Source organism: Cupriavidus sp. C1SS-2L (assembly GCF_057073735.1).
This window is the reverse complement of the sequence record NZ_CP172708.1, coordinates 1298064-1312070: the sequence shown is the minus strand read 5'-3', so window position 1 is coordinate 1312070 and position 14007 is coordinate 1298064. Positions and strand designations below refer to the sequence as shown.

Genomic DNA, 14007 nt, shown 5'->3' with positions numbered 1-14007 from the left:
TGTTCAAGTCACGTCACGTCCCTTCTCGACGTCCGCGTCTCGATGCATGGCTTCGTCTTCCCTGCGCCCGAGTTTGCTCGTCAGGCGAAGCTGGAAGCCAAACAGCAGGACAACACCCGCCACTGACAGCACGGCGATCAAAATCCGATACCCCATGACAGGACTCCATTTGGTCTTGGAATGCACCCCAACCTTCCGGGCGGCTGCCTGCCGCCAGGGCATCTAGCGGCCAGGCGGAAGGATGACCAGACGTGGCTTGAGATGCGCATGTTGCCCTTGCGGAAGAGGCATCCTGGCATCCAGTTTGGCTTGTCGCGACCCGCGGGCCTTGATAACCGTCAAGGGAACCGACGTCCGCCGCATGACGCCCGCCGGCAATCCACCGCCGACAAACGACTTGATTCGCGACCAGAGACCTGTCCCCAGCAAGATGCCGTCGCAGTTGTTCTCTTCGGCCGTCCTTGCAATGGTCTCGGCGAGAGGTCCAAGTGCAATGATCGGTACATATGGAACACCGGAATCCTCAAGAATCTCTTGCGCCTCGCACAGAGCCGCTTCACCTCCGCGGCTCTCAACGTCCCGCAAGCGTTGCAGCGAATGGAACGCGCGGGCACGACTGCGCTCCAGCGGAGGCTGGACGTTGACCAGCACGATCTCCGCGACGCTTCCCTCTCGGTAGAGAAACGCAGCGTGGCGCACGGCAGCCAGCGCGCACTCAGAACCGTCTACCGGTACAAGTATCTTGATCATCGCTTGCCTTTGCGGGCAGCAGGCCCGGGGATTCACAACTCAAGCGTATGTCTGGCGGCATGCAAGCGGCATCAAGAACCGGGGGCACGGTGTAAAAATCGCGCAAACAGTGCCGGAAGCTATCCCATCACATTCACACCACCATCCACATAGTGCCCGCCGGCGCTCTTCTTCATCTCTCACCCGCGCCGATCAATGCCTTGGTATGCCTGGCGATCATCAGTTCCTCGTCCGTCGGGATCACCCATACCGCAACCCGTGCGGATGGCTCGCTGATACACGTCGCGCCGCTGGCGTTCGCCGCGGCATCGACCGTTACGCCCAGCCAGGCAGCCTGGCGGCACACGCGTTCACGGATCACTGCGGCATGCTCGCCAATGCCGGCGGTGAAGACCAGCGCGTCGATGCCTTGCGCCGCTGCGGCCAGCGACCCGAGTTCGCGGCCGATCCGGTAGGTGTATAGCTCCACGGCAAGGCGGGCGCGCGGATCGTCGCTGGCGAGCAGCACGCGCATATCGCTCGATATGCCGGAGACGCCAAGCAGCCCGGACTTGCGGTAGATCAGGTCCTCGATCTCGCGAGCGCCCATGCCCAGCTCGCTGATCAGGTACAGGATCACGCCGGGATCGAGGCTGCCGCAACGCGTGCCCATGGGCAAGCCATCGACCGCAGTGAATCCCATGGTGCTGGCCACGCTGCGTCCGGCCACGAGCGCGCACATGCTGCTACCGTTGCCAAGATGGGCCACGACAGTGCGGCCAGTCGCGGCCTTCGCGTCGACACCGGGCAGGACGCTGGCAATGTACTCATACGAAAGCCCGTGAAAGCCATAGCGCCGGATGCCGCGCCCGGTCATCGAAGCCGGCAATGCAAAGGCCTGCGCGATTTCCGGCTGCGCCCGGTGGAACGCGGTGTCGAAGCAGGCCACCTGCGGCAGTTCCGGACGCCTTTCTGCGAGAACGCGGATTGGCTTGAGGTTATGCGGCTGGTGCAACGGTGCCAACGGACACAGCGCATCGAGTTCTGAAAGCACCGCTTCAGTGACTCTTTCTGGCTGCGCGAACCGTAAACCGCCATGCACCACGCGGTGGCCCACGCCAACCAGGTGATGTCCTTCTCCATGACCGCGCAGGAAATCCGCCAGGAAGGCAATGCCACCACCGTGCCCGAGTTCGGTCCCTTCGTCCCACTGCCGGGCCTCGACCTCCGTGCCACCGCCATCTGTCGCGCGGAAGCTCGGTGATGTGTAAAGCCCCTCGATGCTGCCACGCAGGACCAGCTTGAGTGCGTCGCCCTGAGCGTCGTAGGCGCAGTACTTCAGGCTCGACGAGCCCGCGTTTAGCACAAGGATCACATCGGCCATGTCGTCACCTCTGTATCTGGCCGGATTCCCGGCGCGCCTTGGCCACCAGCGCCGCCACCGCACAGGACGCCAGTCGGGTCATGACGGCATCGGCACGGCTCGTGAGGATAATGGGGACCCGTGCGCCGAGAACGATGCCTGCGGCGTCGGCGCCTGCCAGGAACGTGAGGCTCTTTGCAAGCATATTGCCGGCATCAAGGTCCGGGACAAGCAGCACGTTGGCCCGACCGGCCACCGGCGAGTCGATCTTCTTGATGCGTGCGGCATCGAGATTGATGGCATTGTCCAGCGCGAGCGGGCCATCGACCACCGCGCCGGTGATCTGGTGCCGGTCGACCATCTTGCAAAGCGCGGCCGCGTCCACGGTGGACGGCACCTTGGGATTCACGGTTTCCATCGCCGACAGGATGGCGACCCGCACTTCGCTGACCTGGAGCGCGTGCGCCAGGTCAATGGCGTTCTGGAGGATGTCCGCCTTTTCCTCCAGAGTCGGCGCGATATTGACCGCGGCGTCGGTAATGATTAACGCGTCTTCGTGGCCTGGCACATCCATCACGAAACAGTGGCTAATCCGCCTCGCGGTGCGCAAGCCGCTATCGCCCTTGACCACTGCTCCCATGAGCTCATCGGTATGCAGGCTGCCCTTCATGATGGCCTCGGCCTTGCCTTCACGTACCAGCGTCACCGCAGCGGCCGCGGCGGCGTGGCTGTGCGGGGCATCGACGACCGGGTACTGGCTGATATCAATGGCGCTGGCACGCGCGACCTCCTCGATGCGAGCCCGAGGCCCGACCAGGATGGGCGCGATCAGACCCATCCGTGCGGCTTCCACCGCTCCCTCCAGCGAACTTCGATCGCACGGATGGACGACTGCCGTGGGCGTCGGAGGAATGGACTTGCAGTAGTCGATCAGGCGCTGATACTTCTCGTGTTTTGCGTTCACGGGTTCTCTCCTGCATCACCAGGTTGCTGTTCGGATTCCGGCGGCCGCGCCTCGTGCGGTGCTAGGACGCGCGCGCCAGCGGTACTGCGGCACGACGCGGCCGCTCAGTCTTGACCGACAGCACCGTGCGGATGCGTGCCAGCATCGCGGCCTGCTCTGGCGTCGGCGTGGTCCCAAGAAGCCGCTCGTCAGCGCGCAGCTTGTCGGCGAGGGATTGCAGCCGGTCACGATCGGACTTGTCCCTGAGCAGGACCGGCAGCGTCTCGAGCGCCTGCTCCGGCGCGTACAGCGTGATGAGCTCCTGCTGCCCGCGAATCCGGCGCCAGGTCTCCGGCGGCAGCTCGGGCAGCAGCTCCGCGTAGTCCGTCACCAGCTCTTTGCGCAACTCAAGCCTCGACAACGGCAAAGGCTCGCCTTGTCGCTTGAGCAGGCAAGCCACGCGGGCGATGGCTTCCGCGTAGCCGCCCTGTTCGATCTCGGCCAGTGCTGCCTTGACCTCCGGCAGCTCGCGCGGCGGGGTGACTGTCCGGGCGGCCCGCGACGTCTTGTCCCCTGGCAGGAACGCGCACATGTTCGCGTACACATTGAAGAAGATGGCTTCTGTCATGGCATCGCGCACGGCACGGCAGGCGTCGAGGCCCGCGCTGAGGACTTCCGCGCCGGCCTGCTCACGCTGACGCAGCGGATGGTCCGCATCGAGCGCCTGCCGATTGGCCCTTACCGCATTGGCAGCGGGGCTCACCCACGCCATCCACGGATTCAGGTCGCAGAACATCCAGTTCTGCACCCGCAGCGGATGGAATTCGCGCAGCATGCGCGCCGACGCCTCATTCGACATGGCCTGCACGAACGGTTGGGCGAACAGCTCATAGGCGCGCTGAGTGAAATCGGACATTGCCGCCACTGCCTCGAATGGCGTCTCGTCTGCGCGCTCGAAGCGGTTGAGCCTTTGTGCTATCTCTTCGAGCGAATGCTCGTGGAACTCGACCTCGTACTCGACCCCGGCAGCGGACTTGTGCTCGTGGATCACCATGCCGTAGAGTCCCGGCGGCAACAACTCGATGCTCTTGAGCACGGAGACAATCTGCGCATGCTCCTTCTGCGCAACCTTGCCGGAGACGAAGATGCCGAGGTGACCGATGTTTTCGTGCATCATGCCGACAATGACCTGGCCCCGGGCCTTGATCTCCTCGGTGCTGCCATAGACATCCACCACCCAGTTGAACGCTTGTTGCGGCGGCGTGATGTTGTCGCCCATCGAGGCGAACAGCACGATGGGGGCCTTGATGTCCCGCAGGTCGAACGCCCTTCCGCCGGCATCTTTTACATCTCCGCTCCAAAGCTTGTTGCCGACGAACAGATTGCGCGTGATCCATTCGATCTCTTCGCGATTCATCAGGTAATAGCCGCCCCACCAGTGCTCGAATTCCAGGAAACGCGGTGGCTCGGTATCGGCCTTGCGGTACAGGTTGTAATACTTGTCCCACAGGCTGTTGGCGGGATTCAGGTTCTCGAAATTCTGAACCAGCCAGGCACCATCGAACTTGCCGTTCCCAAGGTCTGCCGTCAGCGATGCGAGCCAGGTGCCGCCCAGCAGACCGCCCGAGTAGCGCATCGGGTTATCGCCTTCGCCCTCGCTCCAGGCACCGCTCCAGTACGACATTGGTGCGCCGTTGATGACAATGGGACCGGTGTCGTCCGGGTCGGATGCGGCCAGCATCATGGCGGCCCACCCTCCCTGGCAGTTGCCGATGATGGCCGGCTTCGGACTATCCGGATGCAAGGCGCGGACTTTCCGGATGAACTGCTGCTCGGCCTCGCACACGTCGAGCAACGTTTGCCCGGGCTCCGGGTCACGGAAGAACATGACGAAGTAGACGGGATGGCCCGCACGCAACGCAACGCCGACCTGGGAATCGTCCTTGAAGCCGCCGATGCCCGGGCCATGGCCGGCACGCGGATCGATGATGACGTACGGGCGGCGGTTATCGTCGACGGTGACGCTCGCCGGCGGCGTGATCTTCAGCAGCGCATAGTTCACGGGCAGTGCGAAACTACGGCCATCGAGCACGGTTTCATAGTCGAAATGCAGCACGGGCTTGAGACCCTGCACCGCATTCTCGACGAAGTTGTTGCCGCGTTGCCTGATCGTGTCCCAGAACAGGATGGCGCGCTGCATGCTGTCGATTGCGTAGGCATAGCAGTTCATCGGATTCATATCCGCCATCCAGCTTGCCGGTGTCGACGCCTCGCCACCCGTGGCTTCCTGCACGCGATGACTGAATGCCTCTTGCGCATTCTTCAGGCGCTTTTGCAGCACAACGCTTGTCTTGATGCCCACCTCACGCGCATGAGCCAGTTGCTTTCCTGCGTCCATGCTTCCTCCGTCAGACGTTCTGCCAACATCCAGCGTAGGAGGTAGCACTGAGCGGGGCTTGACATAGCGCAAGCGGGCAAGGCACCAGCGTGCGGAAACATACGATGCGATCCCGTCACTTCGATGCGGGGCGAGGTTGCTCTCCATGGGGCAGTCCACGCCGCACCATCCGTCCACGGCTCCTTGATCTATAACAACCGGACCTCGAGCCGAAGTCATAGGCTGAATGCAGAAGGAAAGCGTCGCGGAGGCATCGCTCACTTCTTTCCCTGTCGATTCCGGAGCATTGCCATGACCACGGCCACTATCTCTGTTACGCCCACGACCGTTGCGCGCCTGTATTCCGTCGGCCGCGCGCTGATTGGCTCGCTCTTTCTGATTTCCGGGCTAATGAAGATGAGCAGCTTCGCCGGATATTCCGCATGGATTGCAAGTGCTGAACTGCCGATGCCCAGTCTGTTGCTGGTGCTGGCCATGACGATCGAGATCGCGGGCGGATTGACGCTGATTTCTGGCTGGAATGCGAAATGGGGAGCGCTGCTTCTCGCGGTTTTTCTGGTGCCAACCACCCTGATCTTCCACGGCTTCTGGCGCGCCGATCTTGCGGATTCCTGGAATCAGTTCAACCACATTCTGAAGAATGTCGCGATCCTGGGCGGGATGCTTGTCGTCTTCGCGATCGAATCATCACGCGGGCATGAGCCGAAGTAACGGGAGAAGCGCGATGAGCATCAGCCGGAGTCTTGGATCCAAGCGAACGCAGGCCTCATCCGGTTCCAGTGACGATGTTCTGCGAAATCGGGAGAACTTTTCACTGGTCCTCGGTGGGCCACTTTATCAATTGCTGCGTCGGGCCAATTTGTCCGATGACGCTTTGCTTCTCGTGCGGCAACGCATTCTCTTCATCTCGCTCTTCGCTTGGCTGCCGTTGCTGATGCTGTCTGCCTTCGAGGGAAACTTATTCAGCAAGGCTACGACGGTACCGTTCCTGATGGATATGGAGGTTCATCTCCGGTTTCTCGTGGCAGTGCCCTTGCTGGTTGCCGCAGAACTTGTCGTGCACCGGCGCTTGCATGGCATCGGCCAGGCATTCATCGAACGGAATCTGATTCCCGAAGCCGCGATGAGCAAATTCGATGAGGCCCTCGGCGCCGCATTCCGGCTGCGCAACTCTGTGCTTGGCGAATTACTGTTGATCGCTGTCGTCTATGGAGTCGGCATCCTGATCGTCTGGCGTCATTACACCGGTCTCCAGACGGCAACGTGGTACGCAACGCCAACCGACGGCGGTTCAAAGCTTTCACTGGCGGGCATCTGGTATGGCTATGTCAGCCTGCCGCTGTTCCAGTTCCTGCTGGTGCGCTGGTATTTCCGATTATTCATCTGGATGCGTTTTCTCTGGCAGGTATCGCGCATCAAGCTGAGCCTGATTCCCACGCATCCGGATCGCGTTGGCGGTCTCGGCTTTCTTGCCAATACGGTCTACGCCTTCGCGCTGCTGCTCGCAGCGCATGGCGTCATGCTTGCGTCAAATCTCGGTAACCGTATTTTCTTTCTTCAGGCTGCGCTACCGGAATTCAAGATGGAGATCGGCGTAATGATGGTCTTTCTGCTGACCATAGTTGTCGGCCCACTGCTGGTATTCTCGCCGCAGCTTGCCCAGGCGAAGCGAACAGGACTGAATGAGTATGGCACGCTGGCGGAACGCTACGTGCGCGCGTTCGATAACAAATGGCTGCGTGGATGTGCACCAGCCAACGAACCGTTGGTGGGCAGCGGCGATATCCAGTCACTCGCCGATCTCGGCAACAGTTTCGAGGTGGTGCGCGGCATGCGGATTGCGCCTGTCACCAGAGATGCCATCGTGCAGCTTGCTGCGGCAGTACTGATTCCCATGGCGCCCCTGGCGCTCACCATGATGCCTCTCGAAGAACTGCTCAAGCATCTGTTCGGGCTCTTGTTCTAGGGCAATGCTGATCAAGTCCTCCGGTTCGTGAGAAGGCGCGTTATTTGAAGAATCACGAGCGCAAAGAGAAGAACATGAAGCAGATGACGTTGGCAGCGGGTGCAGACCAATGCGCAGGTTTCGAGCAACACCGCAAGCCAACGCGACGTGAGGAATTTCTGGCGACGATGGAGCAGATCGTGCCGTGGGCGGCATTGTGCGCCGCGATTGAGCCGTACTATCCGAAGGCTGGCAATGGCCGGCGGCCCATTGGTCTGGAGCGGATGCTGCGCATCCACTTTCTGCAGCACTGGTTCAACCTGGCAGATCTGGCTTGCGAGGAGGCCCTGTATGACAGCGCCAGCCTGCGCCGCTTCGTAGGAATTGACCTGGGTCGTGAGCCGGTGCCGGACGCCACCACGGTATTGAAGTTTCGGCGGCTGCTGGAGAAACATCAGCTTGCCGAACGGCTGTTCGCGGAGGTTGGCCGAAGCCTGCAAGCCAATGGCGTGAAGCTGAAGACCGGCACCATTGTCGATGCCACGATCATTGGTGCGCCCAGCTCGACGAAGAATGAAGAGAAGTCGCGCGACCCCGAGATGCATCAGACCCGCAAAGGCCAGCAGTGGTACTTTGGCATGAAGCTGCACATTGGCGTGGATAGTCAGAGCGGGTTGGCTCATTCCGCGGTGGTGACGCCGGCCAATGTTCACGACAAGCATGCGCTGCCCCAGCTACTGCATGGGCAGGAGCGGCGTGTCTACGGTGATAGCGCATACGCCAGTCAGCAGGAGCTGATCGCATCGAAGGCGCCGCACGCCAAGGACTTCACCAATCAGCGGACCCGCAGGAACGGGGAGATTGACGAAGTGCAACGCGGGAAGAACCGTAACAAATCGAAGATCCGGGCCCGGGTTGAACATGTCTTCGCCGTGGTTAAGCGCCTGTGGGGCTTCACGAAAGTCCGCTACCGTGGCCTGAAGAAGAACGCCGGCCGTGCCTTCACGGCGCTGGCGCTGGCCAATCTCTACTTGAGTCGAGGGCATCTGATGGGAGCAGTCCGCCCATAAAGGGCGAATGCGGGGCGGGCGCCCCGTCAACACACCCCAATTGGGGGCGCGTGAAGGCAAATTCGCATCGCCACAGCTATTTTTCCGGCCGAACGGGCTCCTGATCAACTTGCGTCACTCAATTTACCCAGCTTGTTCAGCGTAGCCCTAGAAAACGTAGACGACCGTCCGGTTGACAGCTCATTGCGACTCCCATCCAGATCAATTATCGGCGAAAATTTCACGAATTCCGGCTGACCCTCAACATGCTCGCATTCTGTTGGCTGCCGCCAAAAGCCGTCACATTCGTATCGCGCAGGACTCGCCCAGCACGAGATCCAACGGCACATTTACCTGGCGTGCGGGCTCATCGACTACGCCTTCCAATCTATCCAGCATCAACTGTGCAGCAGCTTGCGCCGCGGCTTCGATATTGAAGCGCAGCGTGGTTAACGGCGGGTACATCAGTTCCAGGGTTTCCGGGGTACCAATGCCTATCACCGAAAGATCTCGCGGAATATCCAAGCCGGCTTTCCTTGCCGCATAGATGGCACCTGAGAGCAAACGGGTCCCAAGCCCGATCATTGCAGTGGGTGGCTTTTCGAGGGCAAGCATCGCGCTCATCTGCGTTCGCGATGAATCCACAGCAGACCGCGACATGAATACCAGCATCGGATCAAAGGGAATCCCCGCTGCCTGAAGACCGTCCTGGTAGCCCAACAACTTCTCGCGCCCCGGCCGAATGTGCTCGCCGGGGCCGAACAAAGCAATGCGACGATGGCCAAGGGAAACCAGGTAGTCCACGGACTGCCGAACGCCGGCCCGATGGTCGAGCATGACCGCATCCATTGGCTTTGGCGTCTCCCGATCAAGAATGACGACGGGCAGGCCGCATGCACCAAACAAGAAGTCCGTCGGCGACTCGCTTTCCACGCTGGGCGCGGCAATGATGCCCTCCAACCGCCGTGTCTCAAAGAGTGAAACTAGCTCTCGATCGCGGTGAGGCTGGTCAAGCGTATTTCCCACAATGACCGAATAGCCTGCCGCCTGCAGGTGACGCTCCACTTCGCTGAAATGTGCAGCCAGCAGCGGATTGCGAATGTTCGAGACCAGGTATCCCACCGTGTGGCTGCGTCCTGTGCGCAGGTGCTTCGCGGCAAAGCTCGGCGCATATCCCAGCTTTTCCACAGCCGCCAGGACCCGTGCGCGCAGCGCAGCGCTGGCATAACCCGTTTCATTCAACACGCGTGACACGCTGCCGATCGAAACGCCTGCAGCCTCTGCCACATCCCTCACTGATACGCGTTGCGTCATGGTCTTCCCTAATGAAAACGTTCCACAGTTGGACGCCAATTTTTCCGACTGCTAATTTACCACCAAGCCGTTTTTCAGTGCATTTTCGATCTGAAAACGTTTTCCGAATCTTGCATAGAGGCATCGCCGAGAGTGCCCGTAACGGAGACCCCGCATGCTGTACCGACTCCTGTCCGGCTTGCTTGCTGCAGCAGCCATTACGATGCATGCCATGCCGGCGCTGGCGCAGAGCTATCCGTCCCGGCCGGTTCGACTTGTCGTCCCGTTTCCGCCTGGTGGTACGGCTGACGTGTTTGGCCGCCTTCTGGCCCAGGAAATGACGCAAACGCTTGGCCAGCCATTTGTGGTGGACAACCGTGCGGGAGCCGGCGGCAATATCGCGGCGGCAGCCGTCGCCAACGCGGCAGCCGACGGCTACACCGTGCTGCTCGGCACGATCGGCACTCACGGCATCAATCCCAGCCTGTACGGCAACCTGCCGTACTCGCCGCGCAAAGACTTCCAGCCTGTGGCATTGGTGTCATCGGGCGCAAATGTGCTGGTTGTCCATCCCGACGTGCTCGCCCGTACGGTAGCGGAGCTAGTTGCACTGGCAAAGAGGCGGCCCGGCCAATTGATGATGGGCTCGTCGGGCAATGGCAGCAGCATTCATATGTCCGGCGAACTGTTCCAGACAATGACCGGCACTCGCTTTACACACGTGCCTTACCGCGGTGGGTCAGCGGCGCTCACGGATCTGATGGGCGGCCGCATCCAACTGATGTTCGATAACGTCCCGACTTCACTTCCTCTGATCGCCAAAGGACTGGTGCGGCCCCTTGCAGTCACCTCGGCGCGTCGCTTACCGGCATTGCCCGATGTGCCTACCGTCGCCGAAGCCGGTGTCCCGGGCTACACCGTCACCAACTGGAGCGGCCTTTTCGTGCCGGCAAACACGCCGCCAGAAGTCGTGGATCGCCTGCATGACGCAGTGAGGAAAGCCGTGAGCAGCAACACGCTGCGAAAGCGATTTGTCGAAATGGGCGCTGACACACAAGCCATGAGCACCACTGAGTTCACTCGCTTCGTGGACGACGAGATGGTCAGGTGGGCCCGCATCGTCAAACTGTCCGGGGCGCGACCAGATTGAAATCCATCACGCCACATCGTGCGGCAACCGTGTTGGCCGAATCTTCAAGCCGGAGTATTCATGCAGCCGATTGACTTCCTTCTGAGAACCGCAAGCGCGTTCCCCCACCGTATTGCTCTCGAAGCAGACGATGTCTCAATGACTTACGGCGAACTGGCCCGGCAGGTGTCCGCGCTGGCTGCCGCCTTCCAGGACATCGATCCGGTGCCAGGTTCGCGGGTAGCCATCTGTGCCGGGAACAGCGTTCCGCACGTGGTCGCCTTAATGGCGGTCCTGGCGGCGGGAAAAACCTGGGTGCCGCTCAATCCGCGCAGCGCCGGCCCGGAGCTTGCCAGGATAATCGACTTCACGACTCCATCGATTCTCGTGTTCGACGAAGCTCACCGTGAACAGGCCTGTTACGCGGTCCCGGCCGGCGCGCGGCGCCTGGTTTGCGGCACCTCATCGGCTGAGCCGAACAGTGTGGCGGGCCTGCTGGTGGCATGGCAAGGGCGTGTCCCGCGCCGCCAGTCAAGGGACCTGTCCGACATCCAGGCGATCAAGTTCACTGGTGGTACGACCGGCGCCCCCAAAGGCGTCATGCAATCCTTGCGCGCCTGGAATGCCACGGTCGTATCGATCCTGACAGCAATGCAGTTGCAAGACGACGAGCGCTATCTCGCAGTGGCGTCTATCACGCACGGCACGTCGACATTTCTTCTTCCCGTATTTGCCTGCGGGGGCACGATTGTCCTGGCGAGTTCGACCAGGCCGAAGTCAGTGCTGGACCAGCTGGAAAGCGGCCGGATCACGGCGACCTTCATGCCGCCCACGCTGATCTACGACTTGCTCGATGAGCCCGGGGTGGCGACGCGAGACTGGTCGCAGCTGCGGCATATGGTCTATGCCGCAGCGCCGATGCGGGCAGATCGTATTGCCCAGGCCATCGAGGTGTTTGGCACCCTCGAGACATCATTCGGACAGACGGAAGCGCCTGCGGTCATTGCATTCATGCCTTCGATCGAATTGCGCAATTCGGAACGCCATGGATCGGTCGGCCGCGCCACCCCGCTGACCGAGATTGGGATCATGGCGCCCGACGGCCGCTTGCTACCGCCGGGAGAGACCGGCGAAATCGTCGTTCGCGGCGACCTGTTGATGAGCGGCTACTGGCGGCAGCCAGAAAAGACAGCCGAGACCATCGTCGACGGCTGGCTGCATACCGGCGATGGCGGGTACCTGGATCGGGAAGGCTTTCTCTACCTGAAGGACCGACTGCGGGACGTTGTCATCAGCGGCGGCTTTAACGTCTATCCGACCGATGTCGAGAATGCTTTGGGCAAGCACCCCGCCGTCTGCCGGTGCGCGGTCTTCGGCGTCGCCGATCCGCGCTGGGGAGAGGCGGTACATGCGGCCGTCCAACTCAGACCGGGCACAGAGGTCTCGGCCGACACGCTCAGGGGTGTTGTCAGGGCACGACTTGGCCCCGTCCAGACGCCCAAGCAAATCCACTTTCTCGACAGCCTGCCCCTGACCGCGAACGGCAAGGTTTCAAAGCAGGCCCTCCGGGATCAACTGGCGAACTCGGACGGCAAGGCCCATTTCCCCAAGGAGACGCTCGCATCATGATTCCAGAATCGGTTCTTGTCACCGGAGGCTCCGGCGGTATTGGCTGGGCCTTGTGCCAGACCCTGGCGAGACGCGGCAGCCATGTCGTGAGCATCGACCGCGCCCTGCCGCCGCAGCCAGGCATCGTGGAATTCTACGAAGCAGACATGGCCAGTGAAGCCGAACTTGCTGCAGTCCTGCGCGATGCCTGCGGCAAGCATGCATTCGGCGGGCTCGTCAACAATGTCGCCACGCTGCGCCCCGCCAGCATCGGTGATACGACGCTGGACGACTTCGACAGCCAGATGCTGGTCAACGCCCGCGCCGCCCTGCAATGCGCACAGGCGGCTCTGCCCGCCATGCGCGCGGCACGACAGGGCCGCATTGTCAACATTTCCAGCCGCGCGGCGCTTGGCAAGGAAATGCGCACGGCGTACGCCGCGACCAAGGGTGCGCTCAATGCAATGACCCGGACGTGGGCGCTCGAATTAGGCGCGGATGGCATTACCGTGAATGCGGTCGCGCCCGGGCCAATTGCCACTGCGGCGTTCGGAACGGCCAATCCGGCACAGCAGGCACTGACGCAACGGATTGTCGCCGGCGTCCCCGTGAAACGGCTGGGAAACGCCGACGACATCGTCCACGCCGTGGAGTTCTTCCTGGATACGCGCGCTTCGTTCGTGACAGGGCAGATCCTGCATGTGTGCGGCGGCATTACCGTGGGGTTGTCAGCATGAGCAGCACTCACACGAGCATCCGCACTGACATTGGCACCACCACGCCAGACCGCATTTCGGTGCGTGGCCGCGATCTTGCGCGCGACGTGATTGGCAAGATCGATTTTGTGCAGATGCTGTGCCTGGTGGTGCTCGGCAGGCTGCCGGACGAGGCTGAGGCATCCATGATCGACACGTTACTTGTGACAGCGGTGGACCATGGACTGACCCCCAGTGCCATCAGCACGCGCATGACTTGGCTGGGCGCTCCCGAGTCACTGCAGGGCGCCGTGGCAGCCGGCCTGCTTGGCGCAGGTGAACGTTTTCTCGGCACGGTGCAAAACACTGCCGAACTACTCCTGCGAGAAGCTGCTGATCTGGCACCGGACGCAAAGGAGCCCATATTGCAAGAGATCGCACGCCGGGTCGTGACGACTGCGCGACAGGACGGGCGCGCCCTGCCCGGCCTGGGCCATCCGATTCATTTAAATGGCGATCCACGCGTGCCGGCGTTGTTCGATACAGCGAGGGCTAACGGATTCTTCGGCCGGCACTGCCGTTTGGCTGTCGCCCTCGCCGAGGCGTCAGGCAAGCCAGGCGCTGGTGGAAGCGAGAAGCGCAAGCTCCCGCTCAATGCAGCCGGTGCCCTCGGCGCCATCCTGGCTGACATGGGGCTGGATCCCCTGTTTGGCCGCGGCCTTGCGCTGATTGGCCGATGTGCAGGCCTGGTCGCCCATGTTCTGGAAGAACGCGAGCATCCGACCGCTGCGCGCATGTGGGAGCTTGTACTGCGCCAAGACACGCGCAACGTGCTGCCCTAAGACCCGAATACCC

The 14007-nt window shown here is 61.8% G+C and carries 13 protein-coding genes; 7 read left to right on the top strand and 6 right to left on the bottom strand.

What is annotated here, in order from left to right:
* Positions 1 to 3: 3 nt before the first annotated feature.
* The 5 genes from ACIGJG_RS06195 to ACIGJG_RS06175 all read right to left on the bottom strand — a co-directional run bounded on the left by ACIGJG_RS06195 (position 4) and on the right by ACIGJG_RS06175 (position 5433).
* Entirely contained in the window at positions 4 to 156 is a 153-nt protein-coding gene (locus tag ACIGJG_RS06195) for a hypothetical protein (protein WP_483672901.1), read from the bottom strand.
* Between the two features lie 66 nt (positions 157 to 222).
* Positions 223 to 750: a universal stress protein gene (locus ACIGJG_RS06190; RefSeq protein ID WP_220631487.1), complete on the bottom strand. Its 528-nt coding sequence runs from the start codon at positions 748 to 750 to the stop codon at positions 223 to 225.
* Positions 751 to 922: 172 nt separating this feature from the next.
* The gene (locus ACIGJG_RS06185) at positions 923 to 2113 is read right to left on the bottom strand and encodes an acetate/propionate family kinase (RefSeq protein ID WP_011297378.1); all 1191 of its coding nucleotides are present in this window, start codon (positions 2111 to 2113) and stop codon (positions 923 to 925) included.
* A 4-nt stretch (positions 2114 to 2117) separates the two neighbouring features.
* Complete coding sequence (locus ACIGJG_RS06180; RefSeq protein ID WP_011297377.1) at positions 2118 to 3056, bottom strand: phosphate acetyltransferase; 939 nt, start codon at positions 3054 to 3056, stop codon at positions 2118 to 2120.
* A 61-nt stretch (positions 3057 to 3117) separates the two neighbouring features.
* Positions 3118 to 5433 (bottom strand): DUF3141 domain-containing protein, encoded by a 2316-nt coding sequence (locus tag ACIGJG_RS06175; RefSeq protein WP_011297376.1) that lies wholly within the window; start codon positions 5431 to 5433, stop codon positions 3118 to 3120.
* 291 nt (positions 5434 to 5724) lie between these two features.
* On the opposite strand from ACIGJG_RS06175, the gene ACIGJG_RS06170 reads away from it, so the two are divergent.
* The 3 genes from ACIGJG_RS06170 (at position 5725) to ACIGJG_RS06160 (ending at position 8448) form a co-directional block, all read left to right on the top strand.
* On the top strand, positions 5725 to 6144 hold the full coding sequence (locus tag ACIGJG_RS06170; RefSeq protein WP_011297375.1) for a DoxX family protein: 420 nt from the start codon (positions 5725 to 5727) through the stop codon (positions 6142 to 6144).
* A 13-nt stretch (positions 6145 to 6157) separates the two neighbouring features.
* Positions 6158 to 7399: a hypothetical protein gene (locus ACIGJG_RS06165; protein ID WP_011297374.1), complete on the top strand. Its 1242-nt coding sequence runs from the start codon at positions 6158 to 6160 to the stop codon at positions 7397 to 7399.
* A gap of 74 nt (positions 7400 to 7473) precedes the next feature.
* Positions 7474 to 8448: an IS5 family transposase gene (locus tag ACIGJG_RS06160; RefSeq protein ID WP_483672899.1), complete on the top strand. Its 975-nt coding sequence runs from the start codon at positions 7474 to 7476 to the stop codon at positions 8446 to 8448.
* A 279-nt stretch (positions 8449 to 8727) separates the two neighbouring features.
* On the opposite strand, the gene ACIGJG_RS06155 is transcribed toward ACIGJG_RS06160, so the two are convergent.
* Positions 8728 to 9741 carry a substrate-binding domain-containing protein gene (locus tag ACIGJG_RS06155; protein ID WP_220631486.1) on the bottom strand — a complete coding sequence of 338 codons (1014 nt, stop codon included), beginning with the start codon at positions 9739 to 9741 and terminating at the stop codon, positions 8728 to 8730.
* A gap of 211 nt (positions 9742 to 9952) precedes the next feature.
* Here ACIGJG_RS06155 and ACIGJG_RS06150 point away from each other — a divergent pair, with 211 nt between their 5' ends.
* The 4 genes from ACIGJG_RS06150 to ACIGJG_RS06135 are packed head-to-tail and all read left to right on the top strand — an operon-like array spanning position 9953 to position 13994.
* A complete protein-coding gene (locus ACIGJG_RS06150; protein WP_245001934.1) occupies positions 9953 to 10870 on the top strand; it encodes a Bug family tripartite tricarboxylate transporter substrate binding protein in 918 nt (305 codons plus the stop codon).
* Between the two features lie 60 nt (positions 10871 to 10930).
* The gene (locus ACIGJG_RS06145; RefSeq protein WP_220631484.1) at positions 10931 to 12478 is read left to right on the top strand and encodes a class I adenylate-forming enzyme family protein; all 1548 of its coding nucleotides are present in this window, start codon (positions 10931 to 10933) and stop codon (positions 12476 to 12478) included.
* Positions 12475 to 13194: an SDR family oxidoreductase gene (locus ACIGJG_RS06140; protein ID WP_220631483.1), complete on the top strand. Its 720-nt coding sequence runs from the start codon at positions 12475 to 12477 to the stop codon at positions 13192 to 13194. Before ACIGJG_RS06145 ends, ACIGJG_RS06140 begins: the two co-directional genes overlap by 4 nt.
* Positions 13191 to 13994: a citryl-CoA lyase gene (locus ACIGJG_RS06135; protein WP_011297369.1), complete on the top strand. Its 804-nt coding sequence runs from the start codon at positions 13191 to 13193 to the stop codon at positions 13992 to 13994. The genes ACIGJG_RS06140 and ACIGJG_RS06135 overlap by 4 nt, the downstream gene beginning before the upstream one ends.
* Positions 13995 to 14007 lie beyond the last annotated feature (13 nt).